The organism is Pseudomonas sp. KUIN-1, assembly GCF_009176725.1.
GTDB classification, from domain to species: Bacteria; Pseudomonadota; Gammaproteobacteria; order Pseudomonadales; family Pseudomonadaceae; genus Aquipseudomonas; species Aquipseudomonas fragariae.
This window is the reverse complement of the sequence record NZ_AP020337.1, coordinates 4,215,647-4,237,566: the sequence shown is the minus strand read 5'-3', so window position 1 is coordinate 4,237,566 and position 21,920 is coordinate 4,215,647. Positions and strand designations below refer to the sequence as shown.

General features: G+C 61.3%; 25 protein-coding genes. 19 read left to right on the top strand and 6 right to left on the bottom strand.

The genetic code is table 11. The features are described from left to right. Positions 1–14: 14 nt before the first annotated feature. From KUIN1_RS18990 to KUIN1_RS18940, 12 genes are all read left to right on the top strand, one after another. Positions 15–1,310, top strand: a complete 1,296-nt coding sequence (locus KUIN1_RS18990; RefSeq protein ID WP_024659858.1) for a cobyrinate a,c-diamide synthase — start codon at positions 15–17, stop codon at positions 1,308–1,310. After that, positions 1,307–1,957: a 5,6-dimethylbenzimidazole synthase gene (bluB, locus tag KUIN1_RS18985; protein WP_003404272.1), complete on the top strand. Its 651-nt coding sequence runs from the start codon at positions 1,307–1,309 to the stop codon at positions 1,955–1,957. The genes KUIN1_RS18990 and bluB overlap by 4 nt, the downstream gene beginning before the upstream one ends. Further along, positions 1,954–2,862 carry an adenosylcobinamide-phosphate synthase CbiB gene (cbiB, locus tag KUIN1_RS18980; protein WP_011268581.1) on the top strand — a complete coding sequence of 303 codons (909 nt, stop codon included), beginning with the start codon at positions 1,954–1,956 and terminating at the stop codon, positions 2,860–2,862. The genes bluB and cbiB overlap by 4 nt, the downstream gene beginning before the upstream one ends. After that, positions 2,855–3,859, top strand: a complete 1,005-nt coding sequence (gene cobD, locus KUIN1_RS18975) for a threonine-phosphate decarboxylase CobD (RefSeq protein ID WP_011268580.1) — start codon at positions 2,855–2,857, stop codon at positions 3,857–3,859. The genes cbiB and cobD overlap by 8 nt, the downstream gene beginning before the upstream one ends. Further along, complete coding sequence (locus tag KUIN1_RS18970; protein WP_003404269.1) at positions 3,856–5,316, top strand: cobyric acid synthase; 1,461 nt, start codon at positions 3,856–3,858, stop codon at positions 5,314–5,316. The genes cobD and KUIN1_RS18970 overlap by 4 nt, the downstream gene beginning before the upstream one ends. After that, a complete protein-coding gene (cobU, locus tag KUIN1_RS18965) occupies positions 5,317–5,838 on the top strand; it encodes a bifunctional adenosylcobinamide kinase/adenosylcobinamide-phosphate guanylyltransferase (protein ID WP_003404268.1) in 522 nt (173 codons plus the stop codon). It begins immediately after the preceding gene. Next, on the top strand, positions 5,835–6,887 hold the full coding sequence (gene cobT, locus KUIN1_RS18960) for a nicotinate-nucleotide--dimethylbenzimidazole phosphoribosyltransferase (protein WP_011268579.1): 1,053 nt from the start codon (positions 5,835–5,837) through the stop codon (positions 6,885–6,887). Before cobU ends, cobT begins: the two co-directional genes overlap by 4 nt. After that, positions 6,884–7,456: an alpha-ribazole phosphatase family protein gene (gene cobC / locus KUIN1_RS18955; protein ID WP_003404266.1), complete on the top strand. Its 573-nt coding sequence runs from the start codon at positions 6,884–6,886 to the stop codon at positions 7,454–7,456. The genes cobT and cobC overlap by 4 nt, the downstream gene beginning before the upstream one ends. A 1-nt stretch (position 7,457) precedes the next feature. Beyond that, on the top strand, positions 7,458–8,189 hold the full coding sequence (locus KUIN1_RS18950; RefSeq protein WP_024659854.1) for an adenosylcobinamide-GDP ribazoletransferase: 732 nt from the start codon (positions 7,458–7,460) through the stop codon (positions 8,187–8,189). A 98-nt stretch (positions 8,190–8,287) separates the two neighbouring features. Continuing rightward, complete coding sequence (locus KUIN1_RS18945; protein ID WP_152092178.1) at positions 8,288–9,496, top strand: MFS transporter; 1,209 nt, start codon at positions 8,288–8,290, stop codon at positions 9,494–9,496. Then, a complete protein-coding gene (locus tag KUIN1_RS28290) occupies positions 9,493–9,615 on the top strand; it encodes a hypothetical protein (protein ID WP_003404263.1) in 123 nt (40 codons plus the stop codon). Before KUIN1_RS18945 ends, KUIN1_RS28290 begins: the two co-directional genes overlap by 4 nt. Before the next feature lie 61 nt (positions 9,616–9,676). Then, on the top strand, positions 9,677–10,228 hold the full coding sequence (locus tag KUIN1_RS18940; RefSeq protein WP_003404262.1) for a glutathione peroxidase: 552 nt from the start codon (positions 9,677–9,679) through the stop codon (positions 10,226–10,228). Between the two features lie 291 nt (positions 10,229–10,519). Here the strand turns inward: KUIN1_RS18940 and KUIN1_RS18935 are convergent, their stop codons facing one another. The 3 genes from KUIN1_RS18935 to KUIN1_RS18925 form a co-directional block, all read right to left on the bottom strand. Further along, positions 10,520–11,803 (bottom strand): OmpP1/FadL family transporter, encoded by a 1,284-nt coding sequence (locus KUIN1_RS18935; protein WP_152092177.1) that lies wholly within the window; start codon positions 11,801–11,803, stop codon positions 10,520–10,522. A gap of 239 nt (positions 11,804–12,042) precedes the next feature. Beyond that, complete coding sequence (locus tag KUIN1_RS18930; protein ID WP_152092444.1) at positions 12,043–12,261, bottom strand: hypothetical protein; 219 nt, start codon at positions 12,259–12,261, stop codon at positions 12,043–12,045. A 481-nt stretch (positions 12,262–12,742) separates the two neighbouring features. Next, positions 12,743–13,048: a hypothetical protein gene (locus KUIN1_RS18925; RefSeq protein WP_003404260.1), complete on the bottom strand. Its 306-nt coding sequence runs from the start codon at positions 13,046–13,048 to the stop codon at positions 12,743–12,745. A 755-nt stretch (positions 13,049–13,803) separates the two neighbouring features. On the opposite strand from KUIN1_RS18925, the gene rmuC reads away from it, so the two are divergent. Beyond that, positions 13,804–15,168 carry a DNA recombination protein RmuC gene (gene rmuC / locus KUIN1_RS18920; protein WP_161429162.1) on the top strand — a complete coding sequence of 455 codons (1,365 nt, stop codon included), beginning with the start codon at positions 13,804–13,806 and terminating at the stop codon, positions 15,166–15,168. Positions 15,169–15,367: 199 nt separating this feature from the next. Beyond that, a complete protein-coding gene (locus KUIN1_RS28380; RefSeq protein ID WP_003418154.1) occupies positions 15,368–15,490 on the top strand; it encodes a PA1414 family protein in 123 nt (40 codons plus the stop codon). Positions 15,491–15,576: 86 nt separating this feature from the next. Here the strand turns inward: KUIN1_RS28380 and KUIN1_RS18910 are convergent, their stop codons facing one another. Beyond that, positions 15,577–15,879, bottom strand: coding sequence for a hypothetical protein (locus KUIN1_RS18910; RefSeq protein ID WP_024638875.1), 303 nt, complete (start codon positions 15,877–15,879; stop codon positions 15,577–15,579). 225 nt (positions 15,880–16,104) lie between these two features. Between KUIN1_RS18910 and KUIN1_RS18905 the strand changes: the two genes are divergently transcribed. Then, the gene (locus KUIN1_RS18905; protein ID WP_116799975.1) at positions 16,105–16,704 is read left to right on the top strand and encodes a tRNA-uridine aminocarboxypropyltransferase; all 600 of its coding nucleotides are present in this window, start codon (positions 16,105–16,107) and stop codon (positions 16,702–16,704) included. A 100-nt stretch (positions 16,705–16,804) separates the two neighbouring features. Continuing rightward, positions 16,805–17,764 carry a DMT family transporter gene (locus tag KUIN1_RS18900; protein ID WP_152092176.1) on the top strand — a complete coding sequence of 320 codons (960 nt, stop codon included), beginning with the start codon at positions 16,805–16,807 and terminating at the stop codon, positions 17,762–17,764. 20 nt (positions 17,765–17,784) lie between these two features. Here KUIN1_RS18900 and KUIN1_RS18895 read toward each other — a convergent pair whose 3' ends face one another. Together KUIN1_RS18895 and KUIN1_RS18890 are read right to left on the bottom strand one after the other, a co-directional pair. Next, positions 17,785–18,399: an NAD(P)H-dependent oxidoreductase gene (locus KUIN1_RS18895; RefSeq protein WP_011268572.1), complete on the bottom strand. Its 615-nt coding sequence runs from the start codon at positions 18,397–18,399 to the stop codon at positions 17,785–17,787. Next, a complete protein-coding gene (locus KUIN1_RS18890) occupies positions 18,392–19,786 on the bottom strand; it encodes a class II fumarate hydratase (RefSeq protein WP_152092175.1) in 1,395 nt (464 codons plus the stop codon). Before KUIN1_RS18890 ends, KUIN1_RS18895 begins: the two co-directional genes overlap by 8 nt. A 169-nt stretch (positions 19,787–19,955) precedes the next feature. Here KUIN1_RS18890 and KUIN1_RS18885 point away from each other — a divergent pair, with 169 nt between their 5' ends. From KUIN1_RS18885 to trhO, 3 genes are all read left to right on the top strand, one after another. Then, positions 19,956–20,483: a DUF2059 domain-containing protein gene (locus tag KUIN1_RS18885; RefSeq protein ID WP_003314637.1), complete on the top strand. Its 528-nt coding sequence runs from the start codon at positions 19,956–19,958 to the stop codon at positions 20,481–20,483. A gap of 15 nt (positions 20,484–20,498) precedes the next feature. Next, positions 20,499–20,792, top strand: coding sequence for a BolA family protein (locus tag KUIN1_RS18880; RefSeq protein ID WP_003404250.1), 294 nt, complete (start codon positions 20,499–20,501; stop codon positions 20,790–20,792). 188 nt (positions 20,793–20,980) lie between these two features. Beyond that, the gene (gene trhO, locus KUIN1_RS18875; protein WP_032607335.1) at positions 20,981–21,919 is read left to right on the top strand and encodes an oxygen-dependent tRNA uridine(34) hydroxylase TrhO; all 939 of its coding nucleotides are present in this window, start codon (positions 20,981–20,983) and stop codon (positions 21,917–21,919) included. Position 21,920: the final 1 nt, after the last annotated feature.

The following is a 21,920-nucleotide window of genomic DNA, read 5'->3' as shown; positions in this document are numbered from 1 at the left end:
TTGAGCGCATTGCAATGAGAGCCCCGCGTGATTGCCCGGCGGTACTGATCGCTGCGCCTGCCTCCGGGCAAGGCAAAACCACGGTGACCGCTGCACTGGCACGCCTGCACCGCAACCAGGGGCGCAAGGTCCGGGTGTTCAAGTGCGGCCCGGACTTTCTCGACCCGATGATTCTCGAGCGGGCCAGTGGCGCGCCGGTCTATCAACTCGACATGTGGATGGTCGGTGCCGATGAAAGCCGTCGCCTGTTGTGGGAAGCGGCTGACGAGGCCGACCTGATTCTGATCGAAGGGGTCATGGGCCTGTTCGATGGCACGCCGTCGAGCGCCGACCTGGCCCGGCATTTTGGCGTGCCGGTACTCGGTGTGATCGACGGCACGGCCATGGCGCAGACGTTTGGCGCACTGGCGCTGGGCCTGGCGCGCTATCAGCCTGATCTGCCGTTCGCCGGCGTGCTGGCCAATCGCGTCGGCACGGTACGCCATGCGCAGTTGCTGGAGAACAGCCTGACCGAAGGCCTGCGCTGGTACGGCGCCCTGTCCCGGGAGGTCGGCTTCGAATTGCCCAGCCGCCATCTGGGGCTGGTCCAGGCCAGTGAGCTCAATGATCTGGACGTGCGTCTGGACATGGCGGCTGCGGCGCTGGCCAGCACCTGCGAAGTGGCCTTGCCGCCGGCCGTGACCTTTACTGCGCCCGACCCGGTGCAGGTCGAGCCGCTGCTGCGCGGCATCCGCATCGCCATCGCGCGCGACGAAGCCTTTGCCTTTCTGTATGGCGCGAGCCTGGACCTGCTGAGGAACATGGGCGCCGAACTGAGCTTCTTCTCGCCGATCCATGATCGCGAGCTGCCCGACGCCGACAGCCTGTACCTGCCAGGCGGCTACCCGGAGCTGCACCACGTCGCGCTGGCCGCCAATGGCACGATGCAGGCTTCGATCAGGGCTCACCATATTGCCGGCAAGCCGATTCTCGCCGAGTGCGGCGGCATGCTCTATTTGCTCGAAGCCTTGACCGATGTCGAGGGCGTGCGCGCCGAACTGGTCGGCTTGCTGTCCGGTGAAGCGGTCATGCAGAAGCGTCTGGCCGCGCTGGCCTTGCAAGCCGTCGAGCTGCCCGAGGGCACGCTGCACGGTCACACTTATCACCATTCGCTGACCAGCACCGAGCTGCAGCCGATTGCGCGTGGCGTCAGCCCCAATGGCGGGCGCGGCGCAGAAGCGGTCTATCGCCTGGGTCGCCTGACCGCGTCCTACGTGCATTTCTATTTTCCTTCCTGCCCTCAGGCGATCGCGGCGCTGTTCAAACCATGACCGAGCAAGCGTTCAGCCCCGAAGAGCGGGCTGCGGTGTACCGCGCCATCGCCGAACGTCGCGACATGCGCCACTTCATCGGCGGCACGGTCGCGCCCGAGCTGCTGGCACGTGTGCTGGAGGCCGCGCATCAGGCCCCCAGCGTCGGGCTGATGCAACCGTGGCGCTTCATCCGCATCAGCGACCCGCTATTGCGCGGCAGGATGCAGGCGCAGGTAGAGCAAGAGCGTATCCGGACCGCCGAGGCGCTGGGTGAGCGCACCGACGAATTCATGAAGCTCAAGGTCGAAGGCATCAACGACTGTGCAGAAGTGCTGGTCGCCGCGCTGATGGAAGGGCGTGAGCAACACATTTTCGGCCGGCGCACCTTGCCGGAAATGGACATGGCTTCGCTGTCCTGCGCGATCCAGAACCTGTGGCTGGCCTCGCGTGCAGAAGGCCTGGGCATGGGCTGGGTGTCGCTGTTCGACCCCGAGGCGCTGGCCGAACTGCTGGGCATGCCTGACGGCGCCAAGCCGTTGGCGATCATTTGCCTGGGCCCGGTCAAGGAATTTTATCCCGCGCCAATGCTGGTGATGGAAGGCTGGGCGCAGGCGCGTCCGCTGCATGAGTTGCTGTACGAGAATCAATGGGGAGTGAGTCAATGAGTGTGGCGCTGCTGAGCGTCGCCGGAGTCGCGCTGGATGCGCTGCTCGGTGAGCCGAAACGATGGCATCCGCTGGTGGCGTTCGGCAACTTCGCCAGTCGGGTCGAGCAGCGTTTCAACAGTGGCGGCCGTGGCTGGCGCAGTCACGGCGTTACCGCCTGGGTCATCACTGTTGTGCCGCTGACGTTGCTGGCCACGCTGCTGAGCTGGTTGCCTGGCGTGGGCTGGCTGTTCGAGATTCTGGCGCTGTATTGCGCGCTGGGCATGCGTAGCCTGGGCGAGCACGTTCAGCCGGTGGCGCAAGCGCTGCGCAGTGATGATCTGATCGAAGCACGTCAGCGCGTCGGTTATCTGGTCAGTCGCCAGACCACTGAGCTGGACGCTACCGAAGTCGCCCGCGCAGCCACCGAGTCGGTGCTGGAGAACGGCAGCGATGCGGTGTTCGCTGCGCTGTTCTGGTTCATGGTGGCCGGTGCGCCCGGCGTGGTGCTGTACCGGCTGAGCAATACGCTGGACGCCATGTGGGGCTATCGCAACGAGCGCTTTGAGCGTTTTGGCTGGGCTGCGGCGAAGATCGACGATCTGCTCAACTATATTCCCGCACGTCTTGTGGCATTGACTTACGCCTTGCTGGGCAAGACCCGACTGGCGCTGCGTTGCTGGCGCACACAGGCTCCGGCCTGGGACAGTCCGAATGCCGGTCCGGTGATGGCCGCTGGCGCAGGCGCGCTGGGTGTCGAGCTGGGTGGCGCGGCGATCTATCACGGCGAGCTGCATCAGCGTCCGCAACTGGGCGAGGGTGCGCCTGCCGATGCGGACTCGATCGATCGCGGCTGGCAACTGGTGCAGCGCGGCGTGTGGTTATGGCTGCTGGTCATCTGCGTGGCGGCTGAATTTTATGCTTGAGCACGGCGGGCGGTTGCGCGCGGCGGCGCAGCATTACGGTATTCATCTGGCCGACTGGCTGGACCTGTCCACCGGGATCGCACCCTGGTCGTGGCCCATCCCGGAGATCCCGACGCGTGCCTGGGCGCGGTTGCCCGAGACCGACGATGGTCTGGAAGCGGCGGCCTGCACTTATTACGGCGTGACCCGGTTATTGCCGGTGTCCGGTTCGCAGGCTGCGATTCAGGCGCTGCCGCGGGTGCGCAGCGGAGGGCGGGTCGGCGTTCTGTCGCCCTGCTACGCAGAGCACGCGCATGCCTGGCGCAAGAACGGTTTCGTGGTGCGTGAGGTAGGTGAGCAGGAGGTCGAATACTTCCTCGACAGCCTGGACGTGCTGGTGGTGGTCAACCCCAACAACCCGACCGGCCTGCACCTGAGCGCCGAGCGCCTGCTGGAGTGGCATGCGCGACTGGCCGAGCGCGGTGGCTGGCTGGTCGTCGATGAAGCGTTCATGGATAACACGCCGGGCGTGAGCCTGGCGGCCGAGACGTGGCGCACCGGGCTGATCGTCCTGCGTTCGTTTGGCAAGTTTTTCGGCCTGGCCGGCGTCCGGCTCGGTTTTGTCATGGCCGAACCGGTGTTGTTGAGGATGCTGGCGCAGGAAATCGGCCCCTGGTCGGTCAGTGGGCCAACCCGGATCATCGGTCAGGTGTGCCTCAGCGATCAGCAGGGGCAGGCGCGTCAGCGTGAGCGCTGTGAGCAGGCCCGCGACCGGCTGGTGGCGCTGCTCGACCAGTACGCCCTGACCCCGCAAGGCGGCTGTGCGCTGTTTCAATGGCTGGTGACCCCTGAAGCGCAGACGCTCTATGAGTTTTGTGCGCTGCGTGGCGTGCTGCTGCGCCTGTTCAAGGGTGATTCCCCCGAGTCGTCCAGTCTGCGTTTTGGCCTGCCCTGCGACGAGGCCGACTGGCTGCGGCTGCACGATGTTCTGCTTGAATACCGCAAGGAATACCCATGAGCACGCTGATGGTACAAGGCACCACCTCCGATGCCGGCAAAAGCACCCTGGTGACGGCCCTGTGCCGCTGGCTGACCCGCCAGGGCGTCAAGGTCGTGCCGTTCAAGCCGCAGAACATGGCGCTCAACAGCGCGGTGACCGCAGACGGCGGCGAGATCGGCCGCGCACAGGCCGTGCAGGCGCAGGCGTGCTACCTCGAACCGCACACCGACATGAACCCGGTGCTGCTCAAGCCCAACAGTGACACCGGCGCGCAGGTGATCATTCACGGCCGCGCCGTGACCACCATGAACGCGGTGGCGTATCACGGCTATAAAGAGATCGCCATGCAGGCGGTGCTGGAATCGCATCGGCGCCTGGGTGAAAGCTATCCGGTGATCGTGGTCGAGGGCGCGGGTTCACCGGCCGAGATCAACCTGCGCGCCAACGATATCGCCAACATGGGATTTGCCGAGGCGGTCGACTGCCCGGTGCTGCTGATTGCCGACATCAATCGTGGCGGGGTGTTTGCCCATCTGGTCGGCACGCTAGAGTTGCTGTCGCTCAGCGAGCAGGCGCGGGTCAAGGGTTTCATCATCAACCGTTTTCGTGGCGACATCGCCTTGTTGCAGCCGGGCCTGGACTGGCTGGAAGCACGCACCGGCAAGCCGGTGGTTGGCGTGCTGCCCTATGTGATGGATCTGCACCTGGAGGCCGAAGACGGCCTGGACCAGCGTCAGACCGACAAGGTCGAGCATGTGCTGAACGTGGTGGTCCCGGTGCTGCCTCGCATCAGTAATCACACCGACTTCGACCCGTTGCGCCTGCACCCTCAGGTCAATCTGCAATTCATCGGCCCCGGCAAGGCGATTCCTCCTGCGGACCTGATCATTCTGCCCGGCTCCAAGAGCGTGCGCAGCGATCTGAACTACCTGCGCAACAATGGCTGGGACACCGCCATCGCTCGGCATTTGCGTTACGGCGGCAAGCTGATGGGCATCTGCGGCGGCCTGCAAATGCTCGGTGAGCAGGTACACGATCCACTCGGGCTGGAAGGCGCAGCCGGGTCCAGTGCCGGGTTCGGCTTGCTGGCCATGAGCACGGTGCTGGAAGCGGAAAAGCAACTGCGCAATGTGCGCGGTCGTCTGACCCTGGAAGATGCCGAGGTCAGCGGTTACGAAATTCATGCCGGCGTAACGACAGGGCCGGCGCTGGAGCAGGCTGCCGTGCAACTGGACGATGGGCGTTGCGATGGCGCGCAGAGTGCCGACGGGCAGGTGCTGGGGACTTACCTGCACGGCCTGTTCGAATCACCTGCTGCGTGTAGCGCGTTGCTGCGCTGGGCGGGGTTGGCGAACGTGCAATCCGTCGATTATCACGCCCTGCGCGAGCGTGACATCGAACGTCTGGCGGACCTGGTGGAAAAGCATCTGGACGGCCCATTGCTTCGCGAACTGTGTGGCCTGGAGGCGAACTGAATGCTGCAATTGATCCTCGGCGGCGCGCGTTCCGGCAAGAGTCGCCTGGCGGAAAAACTGGCCGCCGACAGCGCGCTGAAGGTGACCTACATCGCTACCAGTCAGCCGCTGGACGGCGAAATGAATCAGCGTGTTGCCAGCCATCGCGCACGCCGTCCCGAGCACTGGGGATTGGTCGAAGAACCGATCGAGCTGGCGCGGGTGCTGCGCGAAAAGGCGGCGCCCGATTGCTGCCTGCTGGTCGATTGCCTGACTCTCTGGCTGACCAATCTGCTGATGCTCGACAACCCCGAGCGCTTGCTTCAAGAACGTGAATCCCTGCTCGACAGCCTCGCCGGGCTGCCGGGTGAAATCATTTTTGTCAGCAACGAAACCGGGCTTGGCGTCGTGCCGCTCGGCGAACTGACCCGTCGCTATGTCGATGAAGCCGGCCTGTTGCATCAGGCGCTGGCCGAGCGTTGCCAGCGTGTCGTGTTGACCGTTGCCGGCTTGCCCCTGACGTTGAAAGGAACCGCGCTATGAGTAATTCCTGGTGGCTCAAGCCTGCACAGGCTATTGATGTGCCGATGCGCGAGGCGGCACTGGCCCGTCAGCAGCAACTGACCAAACCCGCCGGATCACTGGCGCAACTGGAGCGCCTGGCGGTGCAACTGGCCGGTCTGCAGGGACGTGAGCGTCCGGCCGTCGATCAACTGTGGATCGCGATTTTTGCCGCTGATCATGGGGTCGTCGCAGAGGGCGTGTCGGCGTACCCACAGGAAGTCACCGGGCAGATGCTGCACAACTTCGTCAATGGCGGCGCCGCGATCAGCGTGCTGGCGCGTCAGCTCTCCGCACAACTGGACGTGGTCGATCTGGGCACCGTGTCGCCAATGGACCTGCCCGGGGTGCGCCATCTGCGCATTGGCGCGGGCACCGCCAATTTTGCCCATGGGCCGGCCATGAGTGTCGAGCAGGGACTCGCCGCCCTGCAGGCCGGGCGTGACAGCGTATTGCGCGCCAAGGCTGTCGGCACTGAACTGTTCATCGGTGGCGAGATGGGCATCGGCAACACCACAGCCGCCAGCGCAGTCGCCTGCTCGCTGCTGGAGTGCGCCGCGCCATTGCTGGTCGGGCCGGGCACCGGGCTGAACGCCGAGGGTATTCAGCACAAGACGCGCGTCATTGAGCGCGCACTGGCCTTGCACGCCGAGCAGGCCGGTGACCCGTTAAACAGCCTGTTCTGCCTGGGCGGCTTCGAAATCGCCGCACTGGCCGGTGCGTACCTGGCCTGCGCGCAGGAAGGAATTGCGGTACTGGTCGACGGTTTCATTTGCAGCGTGGCCGCGCTGGTGGCGGTACGCCTGAACCCTTCCTGCCGCAACTGGCTGCTGTTCGGTCATCGGGGCGCCGAACCGGGCCATCGGCATCTGCTGGAAACGCTGCAGGCCGAACCGTTGCTGGACCTCGGTTTGCGTCTGGGCGAGGGCAGTGGTGCCGCACTGGCAGTACCGCTGGTGCGCCTGGCGTGCGAGCTGCACAACGGCATGGCGACATTTGCCGAAGCGGCTGTGGCGGACCGCCCCGCATGACCTTGCACCTGGACTTGTTGCGTCACGGCGAAACCGAACGGGGCGGCGGCCTGCGCGGCAGCATCGACGACGCCCTGACCGAGCCTGGCTGGCAGCAGATGCGTGCGGCAGTGGCTGGTGGCGGACCGTGGACGCGGATTGTCAGCTCGCCGCTGCAACGTTGCGCACGTTTCTCCGAAGAGCTGGCGCAGCGCTTGTCGTTGCCCCTGCACCTGGAGCCCGGTTTGCAGGAGCTGCATTTCGGCGACTGGGAAGGGCACAGCCCTGCGCAACTCATGGAAACCGATGCTGAGGGCCTGGGTCTGTTCTGGGCGGATCCTTATGCCTTCACACCTCCCAATGGCGAGCCGGTAGTGGATTTCTCGAACCGGGTATTGAGTGCCGTTGAGCGTCTGCATCAGGCTTATGCCGGTGAGCGCGTGTTGCTGGTCAGTCATGGCGGTGTCATGCGCCTGCTGTTGGCGCAGGCGCGTGGCCTGCCGCGTGAGCAACTGTTGCAGGTGGTGGTCGGGCATGGCGCGCTGTTGTCGATTCAGGTCGCTGCTGATCGCGTACTCACGGAGGTCTGAGATGCTGCCGTTCTGGATTGCCCTGCAATTTCTCGGCAGCCTGCCGATCAGACTGCCTGGCATGCCGCGCCCTGAAGAGCTGGGGCGTTCCTTGCTGTTCTACCCGTTGGTGGGGGCGGTGTTCGGCACGCTGCTGCTGGGCTTCAACACGCTGCTCAGTGGTGCGCCGCTGATGCTGCACGCCGCGCTGGTACTCACTGCCTGGGTGTTGCTCAGCGGCGGCCTGCATCTGGACGGTCTGGCCGACAGTGCTGACGCCTGGCTGGGCGGCTTCGGTGACCGTGAACGCACCTTGAAGATCATGAAAGACCCACGCAGCGGGCCTATCGCCGTGGTCACGCTGGTCCTGGTACTGCTGCTCAAGTTTGCTGCGATTCTGGCGCTGATCGAGAGCCATGCCAGCGTCTGGCTGCTGTTGGCTCCGGTGATCGGGCGCGCGGCCATGCTTGGGCTGTTTCTGGGGACGCCGTATGTGCGTTCCGGCGGGCTGGGGCAGGCGTTGGCCGATCACCTGCCGCGCGGCCCTGGACGCAAGGTTTTGCTCGCCACCGCCATTGCGTGCGTGCTGCTCGCCGGCTGGTCGGGGGTAGCCGTATTGCTGGTCTGCGCCGTCTGTTTCTTCTGGCTGCGGCAGCTGATGATGCGCCGTCTGGGCGGATGCACCGGTGATACAGCCGGGGCATTGCTCGAGCTGCTGGAGTTGGCGGTGCTGCTGACGCTGGCGCTGCTTTGAGACCCTGCGCAACGCTTTGTTGACAGCTTTTACCGGCAGCGCGTAGCTTCGCCAATCGCGGGTAAAACCATGTAACACACAGCGCAGGGAGCTCAACCATGACATCGATCTGGCGTACCAGTGGCTGGGTTCTGCTGGGGAGTGCGCTGATTCTTGCGCTTTCACTCGGTACGCGGCACGGCTTCGGTCTGTTTCTGGCGCCCATGAGCGCCGAGTTTGGCTGGGGACGCGAAGTCTTTGCCTTTGCCATCGCTCTGCAGAATCTGATGTGGGGCCTGGCACAGCCCTTCGCCGGGGCGCTGGCAGATCGATTCGGGGCGGCGAAAGTCGTCTTCGTCGGCGGTGTGCTGTATGCCGCAGGTCTGTTGTGCATGAGTACCGCCGATTCTTCCCTCAGCCTTTCATTGAGCGCCGGTCTGCTGATCGGTATCGGCCTGTCCGGTACATCGTTTTCGGTCATCCTGGGGGTCGTGGGGCGTGCGCTGCCTGCGGAAAAACGCAGTATGGGCATGGGTATCGCCAGCGCAGCCGGCTCATTCGGTCAGTTCGCCATGCTGCCCGGTACATTGGGCCTGATCAGCTGGCTGGGCTGGTCCGGCGCCTTTCTGGTGCTGGGCGTGATGGTGGCGTTGATCCTGCCTCTGGTGGGCATGCTCAAGGATACGCCGAGCGTATCCACCGGCGTCGAGCTGACCCTCGGCGAGGCGCTGCGTGAAGCGTGCTCGCATTCGGGGTTCTGGCTGCTGGCACTGGGGTTCTTCGTCTGCGGCTTTCAAGTGGTATTCATTGGAGTGCACTTACCGGCGTATCTGGTGGATCAGCACCTGCCCGCCAAGGTCGGCACTACAGTGCTGGCCCTGATCGGCCTGTTCAATATCTTCGGCACCTACACCGCAGGCTGGCTTGGCGGGCGCATGTCCAAGCCCCGGCTGCTGACCGTGCTTTACCTGTTGCGCGCGGTGGTGATCGTGTTGTTTCTGTGGATACCCTTGAGCCAGACCACAGCGTATCTGTTCGGCGTGGCGATGGGCTTGCTGTGGCTGTCTACCGTGCCGCTGACCAACGGTACGGTCGCGACACTGTTCGGTGTGCGCAACCTGTCGATGCTGGGCGGCATTGTCTTTTTGTTTCACCAGTTAGGCGCCTTCCTCGGTGGCTGGCTGGGCGGGCTTGTGTATGACCGTACCGGCAGCTACGACCTGATCTGGCAAGTCTCGATACTCCTGAGTCTGCTCGCCGCGGCACTCAACTGGCCGGTGCGCGAGCGCCCGGTGGCACGCTTGCAGGCGCAGGGCAGTCTGGCATGAGTCGGCGCTGGCCGTTGCTGGCGGCGCTGCTGGTGGGCGCGGTGGTGCTGGGGTTGCTCTGGTGGGCTTGGCAGCATGTCGGGCTGGCCGCATTGCAACTGGGAATGGGCGCTTGCTAGGCAGACGCTCCGGCATGCGGTAGCGTGTCGGCAGACGACAACAATATCCAGGGCCGCCATGATGAAACTTCGCTTTTTTTCGATCCCTCTTTTGCTGCTGGCCATGAGCGGTGCTGCCATGGCTGCCGACTGCCCGCCGTTGCTGCAAGGCGAGTTGCCCAAGCTGCGCGCCAAGGAAAACATCGACCTGTGCAAGCGCTTCGCCGGCAAGCCGCTGGTGGTGGTCAATACTGCCAGTTTCTGCGGCTTTGCCCCGCAGTTCAAAGGCCTTGAAGCGCTGAGTCAGCGCTACAAGGGGCAGGGGCTGGAGGTGTTGGGCGTGCCGTCCAATGACTTCAAACAGGAAGCCAAGGATGGTGAGGAGACCGCCAAGGTCTGCTACGTCAATTATGGCGTGACTTTCACCATGACCGAGCCGCAGGCCGTACGCGGCGACGATGCGACCCATCTGTTCAAGGTACTGGCCGAGCAGAGCAGTGCGCCGCGCTGGAACTTTTACAAGTATGTGGTCGATCGCCAGGGCAAGGTCATCGCCAACTTCTCCAGCATGACCAAGCCGGATGATCCTGAGCTGATCGCAGCCATTGAGAAGGCGATTGCGTCTAAGCCTTAGGGGGCAAAAAAGGGTGGCTTGAGTCTTGTCTGAATCGACCTGGCATCGCACAACCCTTGTGTGACGCGGAGCGCCACGTAGAGGACGCGGAGCGTCCAGAACTGCATGCCGACGCGGAGCGTCGGCACGATAGTCAGTTAATGCCGCGGAGCATTGGCACGATAGTCAGTTAATGACTCGGAGTATCTGCACGCTAGTCAATCAATGCAGGTCTGAGAGCTCAAGGCGCCCAATTAAAAAGCCCGCAACCATTACGGGTTGCGGGCTTTTTTGCAGCCTGGCAGTTGCTTATCAGAAGCGATAGGTAACCGAAGTGCCCAGGCCGTGAGCGGTGTTACGGTAGTCGGCGCTGTACGAACCTTTGGTCGCGCTGGAATCGCGGATCTTGGTTTCGTCTTCACGCAGGTACGAGTACGCCACGTCGATGGTCAGGTCGTCGGTCGGGCTCCAGCCTGCACCGAAGCTGATGATCTTGCGATCGCCCGTCGGGATGCGTGGGGAGCGGTTGACGTTGTTGGTCGGCGACTGATCAACGGAGAAGCCGGTGCGCAGCGTCCACTCTTTATTGACCTTGTACGAGGCGCCGATGGCGTGCGCCCAGGTGTCGTGCCAGTTCTGCTCTTCAGTAATGGTGCCGATTGGGCCGGCAGAACCGCCCAGTAAGGCAGGGACGCCATCGTTGTTGACGGTGATGTCTTGCAGGCGGCTCCAGCGAGTCCAGGTGCTGCCGGCATAGACCGTCCAGTTTTCGTCGATCTGCTGGGTGATGGAGAAGTCCACGGACTCGGGTGTGGAGATATCCAGCGAAGCGTCATACTTCTGGCCGCCGAAAGGACCGAAACCCGAACCTTCGATCTTGGTCTTGCCCTTGAGCTTGTAATCGACCTTGGAGTGGTAAGTCAGGCCCAGGCGAGTGGTGTCGGTAGCCTGCACCAGAATACCGGCATTGAAGCCGATTGCGGTGTCATCGCCTTCGATCTTCACTTTGCCGTCGTTACGGCCCGGTGTTGCGGCGTTCAATGTTGCCGAGGTCAGTTCACCGTCGATACGGTTGATCGTCGGGCCGAAACCGATGGACACCTTGTCATTGAATGCATAGCTGACAGTCGGCTGGAAGGTCACGACCTGGACGTGACTCTTGTCACCCCAGTAGCGGCCAGCGAAGCCTTTTTCGTAATCGGTGACCAGGCCGAACGGTACGTACACGCCCAGACCAAATGCCCAGTGATCATCGATTGGTTTGACGTAATAGCCCATGGGTACGCCGACCACCGGAACCATATCGCCGTCGTTGCTGCCGCCAAATGTGCCACGACCATTGTCGATATCGGTCTTGGCGATCACGGCAGCTGCACCGACGCTGATTTCTTCGCGTTTGATGCGGGACATACCGGCAGGGTTGCCGAATACGGTGCTTGCGTCATCGGCTGACGAGGAGCGACCTGCAAAGCCGGTGCCCATGCCGCTGATGCTTTGTTCGTTGAGGGCAAAGCCGGCAGCGAGCAGTTGAGAAGAAGCCAGACCCAGTGCGAGTCCAAGCGTTGTCCGGTTCAGTGCTTTTGTCATTATTTTCATTATTAGAACTCCTTGTTGTTCACCGCTCGAAAATTACCAACATTTTCGATGGCGCGCTATAGGCTGAGGAGCCCGATTTAGAGCTATTCTTGTAGGACAATCCCGCCGCAGGAGTAGGACCTGCGAATTAGCGCAGGCCCAGAGCCTTATCCTTGCGTAATGCCGGCGTTATAAAGCGCGCATAAAAAAAGCCCCGCCTTTGCAGTGCGGGGCTTTCGGCTTGCGGTGCAGCGTTTTCGTCAGGCGATGAGGGCCTGACGGGTACGCTCGATCACGGCCTGCAGCGGTTCGGCGCTGGCGTACTGATCGGGGTACAGGCGTTCGCTGTGGCGGGCGATGCCGTATTCATTGACGATGGTGAAACTGAAGCAGCCTTTGCGAGCGGCCATGATCAGGCAGTTCATCGGGGCAAAAGCGTTGGTCAATGTGTGAATTGCATGTTGAGTCTGAGTATTCATATTCAAGGTGTTTCCTGAAGCAACACGGAACAATACCGTGCAAAAATAAAGATTCCAGTAAACGCGGGCCGACATTTGATACAAAAGCCTGGCTGGGCGGAGAACCTGACTGGAACAAAGACAGGCAGTTGAAGCGCGCTTAATCGTATGGCGCTCTGGCTGACCGGTAGGTACTTAGGAGGGCAGGCAACACAACAGGAGCAAAGGTTCTACGCTCCGGGTGAAGATCCTGATCAATTGCAGGCTGGTTGAAGCAGAGCATGAGAGCCATGACTGCACTGTCACCCCAAATGGTGAATCAGCGCGAAAGGTTCATGTCTGGAAACCATCGAGGTGGTCGATCCCTTGTTGCCAACATTCTCGTCGCATGGAGGAGTGTCTGTCGGGGGACTTGTCGACCGGAATTGATTTTCAGCTTGGTACTAACGGTAGCGATATTACTCGCCCCATCAGAACATTGCAAGTGGCAGTGAACAAATCTTCACCAGTGTCCGGCCAGCCGATAAATCAGTACGGTGACTGACGCCACCATCGAGCAGCCCAGCAGATAGGCGGCGACGGTAAGCCGCAGCGACCTGCGGCTTTCGATGGCGCGCATGATATCGCCTGTCGCGTTGATACGCCCGTTGCTCAGGTCACCGCAGATGATCAGCATCAGGGCGATCGCTGACAGCAGCACGCTGTAGGCGAACACGCCGCCGTCCGGGGGTGGCAGGACGATACTGACTGCCAGGGCGACGAGGCAAACGGCCAACAACAGCAGGAAGAACTTGGCGATCTCCTTCATGGGTCCCTTCACTGAATCGTTGGTAAATTAGAGTGAGGTGCATTTTTGCCAGTGCTTGGACCGCAACTTGTGCAATTTGTCGCCTGCGTCGCTTTCATTGCCCTGAATAATGCGCGAAATGGGTCGTCAGTCATGTCGGTCCAGCACCTGAAAACCTGCTGAAAGCCTTGTATTCATTGAGAATGCGATGCGTTCGGGAACGCAAAATATGATGCATGAAATGACCAAAAACGGCCTTGATGAGGAGTTGTGCACATTAGCGGCACAAGCTGCCACATCACTGTCACAAGCGAAGCTAAGGGTTTGATTTATGATGGTGAATTATTAAGTCAATGAAAAACATCGTTTTTTTTAGCTGGTGAAAAAATCGTCAGTTTGAGCGCAGGCCCCATGCTGCTTGCGTTTGCGCAAGTTAAAGGGGGGTTGTCCACTGAGTTATCCACAGCTTCTGTGGATTGTCCCGAGGAAAATGTCCCCCTAATAGGGGCTGTGCGCTGCGCTGAAAACGCGTACAATCCGTTCCCCCGATTTATGCCCGCCTGTTGATTTCGTCTCGCCCGAGACGGTGTTTCTGCTGCACTATCCGCACGCCCTACCCAAACTGCCGCTGGCCGTTATTATTCAGCCCGCATGGAGTCTTTATGGCACTGGACCTGAACAGCCTGTTACTGGGGCTCGCCGCAGCAGCGCTGCCCTTGCTGGCTCTGCTCTGGCATCTGCAGCGCCGTCTGGCCGCTCGTCAGGCCGAGAGCGCGCTGCTCGATGAGCGTCTGAGCATGGCGCAAATGGCGCAGGAAGGTCTCAATGCCCAGTTGGATGCGTGTCGTGACGAGGTCAGCGACCTCAGTCAGGCCAATGCGGCCAAGCAGGCTGATCTTGCCGCGTTACGCCGCGAGGTCGAGTTGCTGCGTCAGGAAAGCGATAACGCGCGCGAAACGGCCCAGGACTGGAATCATGAGCGTGCCGCCAGAGAGGCAGAACTGCGTCGTCTTGATGCGCAGTGTGCGGCGCTTAACGCTGAGCTGCGTGAACAGCAGGATGGCCATCAGCAGCGCCTGAACGATCTGCAGGGTTCCCGTGATGAGCTGCGTGCACAGTTCGCCGAATTGGCGGGCAAGATTTTCGATGAGCGCGAGCAGCGCTTCGCCGAAACCAGCCAGCAGCAGTTGGGCCAATTGCTCACGCCGCTCAAGGAGCGTATCCAGTCGTTCGAAAAGCGTGTCGAGGAGAGTTACCAGAACGAAGCGCGCGAACGCTTTTCCCTGGCCAAGGAACTTGAACGTCTGCAGCAGTTGAATCAGCGGTTGAGTGATGAGGCGACCAACCTGACACGCGCCTTGAAGGGGCAGAAGACCCAGGGCAACTGGGGCGAGCTGATCCTGGAGCGTGTGCTTGAGCATGCCGGGCTTGAAAAGGGTCGTGAGTATCAGACGCAAATCAGCCTCAAGGGGCCGGACGGCGAACGCTTTCAGCCTGACGTGTTGATCATGTTGCCGGGCGACAAACAGGTGGTGGTCGACGCCAAGGTCAGCCTGACGGCCTACCAGCAATATGTGTCTGCCGATGATGAAGTCATTGGTCAGGCTGCGCTGAAGCAGCACGTACTGTCGTTGCGTAACCATGTCAAAGGCTTGTCGGGCAAGGATTACAAGCGTCTCGAAGGGCTGCACAGTCTGGATTTCGTTCTGCTTTTCGTGCCTATCGAGGCCGCCTTTTCCGCCGCCCTGCAGGCCGAGCCGAATTTGTTCCAGGAAGCCTTCGACCGCAACATCGTGATTGTCAGCCCTACGACCCTGCTGGCCACCTTGCGGGTGATTGACAGCCTGTGGAAGCAGGAGCGTCAGAGCCAGAACGCCCGTGAGATCGCTGAGCGGGCAGGCTGGCTGTACGACAAGTTCGTGTTGTTCATTCAGGATCTGGATGAGGTCGGCAACCGCCTGCAACAGCTGGACAAGGCCTATTCGGCGGCGCGCAACAAGCTGACGGAAGGGCGCGGCAACCTGATCAGCCGCAGCGAACAGCTCAAACTGCTGGGTGCGCGCGCGAGCAAGAGTCTGCCTGCCGATTTGCTGGAGCGGGCGATGACCGATAATGATGGCCTGATCAGCCCGCCTGACTGAGCCGTACGACTGCCCGGCGTAATGTTCAGTAACAGGCCGTCCGTCGCAAAGACTAGAAGCTACGCTGCACAAATGTCACATTGACTCCATCGGGAAAATTGTTTCCCGTTGCACTCGGCTAACAGTTCATTTGCTTCTATGATCTCTAGTGAGTGATGAGTACGGATCGACTGCCGAGTATTTCCCTCAAGGGGGCTCTATGAATAGCAAACTGCAAGAATGGCTCCACGATGTAGGCGTTGCATTGGGTTTGATAGAACGCCCAAAACTGCAACCCATTCCGGTTCGTGCCGACGATGATCGTCGCCGCCAACGCCGGTAAGCTTCTCGCCTGACCCTCGCTACAGGGTAATGCGCATGTTGAGTTTCGTCGGGGCGCACAGGGCGTCCCGATACAAGGGCTGGCGTTCAATGCTGGTGTCCTGTCTCTTCCCCCGGCTTTGCTGATCCCTTTTTCGCCTCCTGCAATAAAAAAATCAGCTCGATGATCCTGTGCAGCGCAAACTGCTCTGGTCTGGTGATTGCCTGTGTTCTGATGGCTTCAGGGAGGGTGAAATCGAAGGCTTCCTCCAGTGCGAGGAAAAACAGCTCGATATCATCGTCATCAAGGGTCAGATCGACGAAGGTGGCGTCATCCTGAATGGCGCTCTTGTCTACTAGAATGATGCCTAGGGCGTCGAACACCTTTTGCCTGATCTCTTCGCGATTCATGAAAGCCCCTGATGTGGATCTTGTCAGATACAGCAGGCGTACTTCATTTCTCCAGCCCAGACCCATGAGGCTAGCTCAAATCGCCGTTGCGGCTGTGGATTGCCGCGCCGTTGCGGTGCTGATTTGTTTAAAATGCACGGCTGTTCGACAGGCGGTTTGCGGCAACGCTGATTCGTCGCGCAGCGCAGCCTTTTTGACCATGTGAGATTGATCGAGTACCCATCGATGCCCCGTGCCCGTTGTGAACGTTGCCTGCGTCCTGCCACGCATTGTCTGTGCGCCCTGATTCCGCAGTTGGACAGCCGCACGCGGGTGTTGATCCTGCAGCATCCGGATGAAGTCGGTCATGCCTTGAACACCGCCCGACTGGCCTCGCTCGGTCTGGTCAATGCGCAGTTGTTGGTGGGCGAAGTGTTCGACGATCTGCAAGCGCTTTTGAATCCGCCTGGCTATCAAGCGCGATTGCTGTTTCCGGGGGACACTGCGCAGACGTTGACTTCTTATGCACAGGATTCGCTGCCCATGCTGCTGGTCGTGCCGGATGGCACTTGGCGCAAGGCGCGCAAATTGCTGCACCTCAACCCTTTGCTCGCCGAGCTGCCAAGGGTGACGCCGGGCGCCGCGCCTGTTTCGCGTTATCGCTTGCGCAAGGCGCCGGGCCCTGATGCCTTGTCGACGCTCGAGGCCATCGTGCACACCTTGCAGACGCTGGAAGCACCTGCCTCGTTCGAGGCGTTGCTCAAGCCGTTCGATGCGTTGATCGAAGGTCAGATTCAGGCCATGGGCCGTGAGACCTACCAGCGCAACCACGGCGGCCAGGGGTAAGGAACACAATTCGCGCCGTTAACTGCATCCAGCTGTAACTGTTGCTTTGCCGATCAGCGCCTAGAATGGGTGTTCTGTTCTATCTCTTGCGGAAGTTGCAATGCACATCTCGTCTGGTCGTTGGGTCTATGGCCTCTGCCTGTCACTGTTGACCGCACTGCTGTGGGGCATTTTGCCGATCAAGCTCAAGCAGGTGCTGCAGGTGATGGATCCGGTGACCGTGACCTGGTTTCGCCTGGCGGTGTCCGGTGCGCTGTTGTTCATCTGGCTGGCGTCGGTCGGGCGCCTGCCCAGCTTCAAAATGCTGGGGCGCAAGGGCAGGGTGCTGGTCGGGCTGGCGGTGTTCGGTCTGGTCGGCAACTATGTGTTGTACCTCATCGGCTTGCGCCTGCTGAGCCCGGGCACCACGCAATTGCTGGTTCAGGTCGGTCCGATTTTTCTGCTGATCAGCAGCATCTTTCTGTTCAAGGAGCGTTTCAGTCTGGGGCAGGGCATCGGCCTGATGGTACTGCTGGTGGGCTTCGGGTTGTTTTTCAATCAGCGTCTGGTGGAGCTTTTCACCTCGTTGGGCGACTACACCCTGGGTGTGCTGGTGGTGCTCCTGGCCTCGACCATCTGGACGTTCTACGGGCTGAGTCAGAAGCAGCTTCTGACAGTATGGAATTCGCTGCAGGTGATGATGGTCATCTACCTGTTTTGCGCCCTGTTGCTCACGCCGTGGGCGCATCCTGCCGAGGCATTGCTGTTGAGCCCGTTGCAAGGCTGGCTGCTGCTGGCCTGCTGCCTGAACACGCTGGTGGCCTACGGCGCCTTTGCCGAGGCGCTGGCGCACTGGGAGGCCTCGCGGGTCAGTGCGACGCTTGCGCTGACGCCTCTGGTCACGCTGACCGCCGTGGCGGCTGCCGCCTGGCTGTGGCCGGATTACGTGCAGGCTGAAGAGTTGAACGTGCTGGGTTATGGCGGTGCGCTGCTGGTGGTGGCCGGGTCGGCGCTGACTGCGCTTGGCCCTTCGCTGGTCGCCGGCCTCAGGGCACGCAAGGCCCGGCTGGCGCAGGCCTGACTGGCGGGTGGCGGGGCAGATCAGCGTCTGCCCAGCCCCTGCGCCTGAATAATCCATTCCTGGCGCTGCTGTTCGCTGGCGCTGTGTACCGGAGCAAACTCGGTCAGGCGTTTGGTCTTTATCCCGCAAAAGCCGAGTATGGTCCTTACCATCTGGCGGTGAGCCGGCGCGCCGTAGATCCAGTGAAAGTAGCGCGGCGGCGTGTCCATGGCGACCAGCAGCTCAGCTGTCCGGCCGCGAAGCAGTTCATTGGATGAGTGCTTGCGGCCGTGGACCTTGAACGCAAAACCGGGCGTCAACACCCGGTCGAAAAAGCCCGTCAACAACGCCGGCAAGCCGCCCCACCAGACCGGATAGACGAAGACCAGATGCTCGGCCCAGTGAATCTGGCGCTGGGCTTCGAGCAGGTCGGGCTCAAGTGTCTGAGTCTGATCGTAGCCGTTATGCAGAATCGGATCGAAGTCCAGTTCGCCCAGCTTGATGACCCGCACCACATGCCCTTCGCCACGCGCCGTTTGCGCGTAGGCGTCACCCAGGGCGTGGCAGAAACTGATGGCCTTCGGCGTGCCGTAGACCATCAGGATTCGTTTGCCATTGCCTTCCAGTGGCGTTGCGCCGCTTCTGGCATCAGCCATTACTGCCTGCCTCGAGCATTTTGTCCGGCCGCACCCAGGCATCAAACTCTTTATCGGTCAGGTAACCCAGCGCCAATGCCGCTTCGCGCAGGGTCAGACCTTCGGTGTAGGCTTTCTTGGCAATCTGCGCCGACTTGTCATAGCCGATATGCGGATTGAGTGCGGTGACCAGCATCAGGCCGCGCTCCAGGTGGTCGGCCATTTTTTCGCCATCCGGCTCCATGCCCGCGATGCAGTGCTCGTTGAAATTGCTGCAGCCGTCGGCCAGCAGGCGAATCGACTGCAGAACGTTATGGATGATCACCGGCTTGTACACGTTCAGTTGCAGGTGGCCCTGACTGGCGGCGAAACCGATGGTCACGTCGTTGCCCATGACCTGGCAGGCGAGCATCGACAAGGCCTCGCACTGGGTCGGGTTGACCTTGCCGGGCATGATCGAACTGCCGGGCTCGTTGGCAGGCAGTCTGACTTCTGCCAGACCGGCACGCGGGCCTGAGCCCAGCAGACGCAGGTCGTTGGCAATCTTCATCAGTGTGCCGGCCAGCGTCTTCAGTGCGCCGGACAGCGCTGCAAGTGGCTCGTGACCGGCCAGCGCGGCGAACTTGTTGGGTGCGGTAACGAATGGCAGGCCTGAGAGAGCGGCCAGTTCTGCGGCAATGGCTTCGGCAAAGCCCTTGGGCGCATTGAGCCCGGTGCCGACTGCTGTTCCGCCCTGAGCCAGCTCGTAGACGGCGGGCAGGGCGGCGCGAATGGCTTTTTCCGCGTAATCGAGTTGCGCGACAAACCCGGACAGCTCCTGGCCGAAGGTGATCGGCGTCGCGTCCATCATGTGTGTGCGCCCGGTCTTGACCAGCTTCATGTGCCGCGCGGCCTGTTCAGCCAGCCCGCTGGACAGTTCGGCGATGGCCGGCAGCAGCTGCGCCTTGACCGCCTGGGCAGTGGCGATGTGCATGGCTGTCGGGAAGCAGTCGTTGGAGCTTTGCGAGCGATTGACATGATCGTTGGGATGGACCGGCGACTTGCCGCCACGGCCCTGGCCAGCCAGTTCGTTGGCGCGGCCTGCGATCACTTCGTTGACGTTCATGTTGCTCTGCGTGCCACTGCCGGTCTGCCAGACCACCAGCGGAAATTGCGCGTCATGCTGACCGTCGAGCACTTCGTCGGCGGCCTGTTCGATCAGGCGGGCGATGTCGGCAGGCAAGTCGCCATTTCGATCGTTGACCCGTGCGGCAGCTTTCTTGATCAGGGTCAGTGCGTGCAGGACGGGCAGCGGCATTCGCTGGTCGCCAATCGCAAAATTGATCAGTGAGCGTTGGGTCTGCGCGCCCCAGTAGGCATCTTCGGGGACTTCGATCGGGCCAATGCTGTCGGTTTCGGTGCGGCTCACTGGTCTTACTCCTTTAAGTACGTTGCAGGGTTAGGTGTCCATATGCCCACAGGGTTCCCGCGCAGTGCTTTTTAACCGCTGGGTGAACCGGGGGTTGAGCCAAAAGCCCAGATAAGCGCAGAATGGTCGGCCCTGGGGTAATGCCTCGTTTGCTAGATAAGGAAACTCGATGACCCGTCTTCGTGCCATTTGTACCGCGGTAGCCCTGGTCTGTGCCAGCGGCCAGGTCTTCGCCGACACCGCCAGTCACAACGCGAGCGCCGAAACGTTCCTGAAGCTTGCCAACGCCGATCGCCTGGGCGCTCCGGTCTACGCTCAGGTTCAGCAGATGTTCGCTCAGCGTTTTGCTGAAACCAAGGCACCTGCGTCGAAAAAAGCCCTGCTTGAAACCTATCAGGCCAAGGCCAACACCGCTCTGGACCAAGCCATTGGCTGGAACAAGCTCAAGCCCGAGATGGTCAAGCTGTACACCGCCAACTTCACCGAAAGCGAGCTGAAGGATCTGGTCGCGTTCTACCAGTCGCCACTGGGCAAGAAAGTGATGACCAAGATGCCTGAGCTGGCTCAGCAGTCGGCCCAGCTGACCCAGAGCAAGCTGGAAAGCGCTGTTCCGGTGGTCAACAAGCTGCTGGCTGACATGACTGCCGAACTGGAACCTGCCAAGGCAGCTGCTCCGGCTCCGGCCAAAAAGCCCTGACAGGCGATTTCCATCATGACCATGCAACAACGAATCGAGTCGGCGCTTGCGCTGCTGCAACCGCACCACCTGCAAGTACTCGACGAGAGTCATATGCACAGTCGTGGTCAGCAGACCCATTACAAGGCGGTTCTGGTCAGTGACCAGTTTCAGGGCCTGAACTCGGTCAAGCGGCACCAGAAGGTCTACGCCACGCTGGGCCCGCTCATGGGCGAGTTTCATGCACTGGCGTTGCACACCTACACGCCTGAAGAATGGTCGAAGGTCGGTACAGCGCCTGCTTCACCGACCTGCGCCGGCGGGCATTGATCAGGGCTTTTTACTGATCCGGCCCCCTTGCCGGGGGCGATTGCCCCGCCGAGCTGTCTGCTGCACTCCGGTTTTTGCTAGAATCCGCACCGCGCCGCCTGGCCGGTGCGTTTTTTTGGTCCGCATTTTTTTACCCGGTAGGCCCTTTGCGAGGGTCGCCACTGGAGAGATACATGACTCAAGAGCCGATGACTCAGCCGATCGTCGTGGCTGCGCTGTACAAGTTCGTCACCCTCAGCGATTACGTGGAACTGCGCGAGCCGCTGTTGCAGGCGATGGTCGATAACGGCATCAAGGGCACGCTGTTGATAGCCGACGAGGGCATCAACGGTACGGTGTCCGGCAGTCGCGAAGGCATCGATGGCCTGATGGCGTGGTTGAAGAGCGACCCGCGCCTGATCGATATCGACCATAAGGAATCCTACTGCGACGAGCAGCCGTTCTATCGCACCAAGGTCAAGCTCAAGAAAGAGATCGTGACCCTTGGCGTCGAAGGCGTCGACCCGAACAAGAGCGTCGGTACGTACGTCGAGCCCAAGGACTGGAACGACCTGATCAGCGATCCTGAAGTGCTGCTGATCGATACCCGCAACGATTACGAAGTGTCGATCGGCACCTTCGAGGGCGCCATCGATCCGAAGACCACGTCGTTTCGAGAGTTTCCGGAATACATCAAGGCGCATTTCGACCCGGCAGTGCACAAGAAAGTCGCCATGTTCTGCACCGGTGGCATCCGTTGCGAAAAAGCCTCGAGCTACATGCTCGGCGAGGGCTTCGAAGAGGTCTATCACCTCAAGGGCGGCATTCTCAAGTATCTGGAAGAAGTCCCCGAGCAGGAAAGTCACTGGCGCGGCGAGTGTTTCGTGTTCGACAATCGGGTCACGGTGCGCCACGACCTGACCGAAGGCGATTATGATCAGTGTCACGCCTGCCGCACGCCCATCAGTGCCGAGGACCGCGCCAGCGAGCATTACTCGCCTGGCGTCAGTTGCCCGCATTGCTGGGATTCGCTGAGCGAGAAGACGCGTCGCAGCGCCATCGACCGGCAAAAGCAGATCGAACTGGCCAAGGCACGTAATCAGCCGCATCCGATCGGTCGCAACTACCGTTTACCCTCCGAGGCCTGAG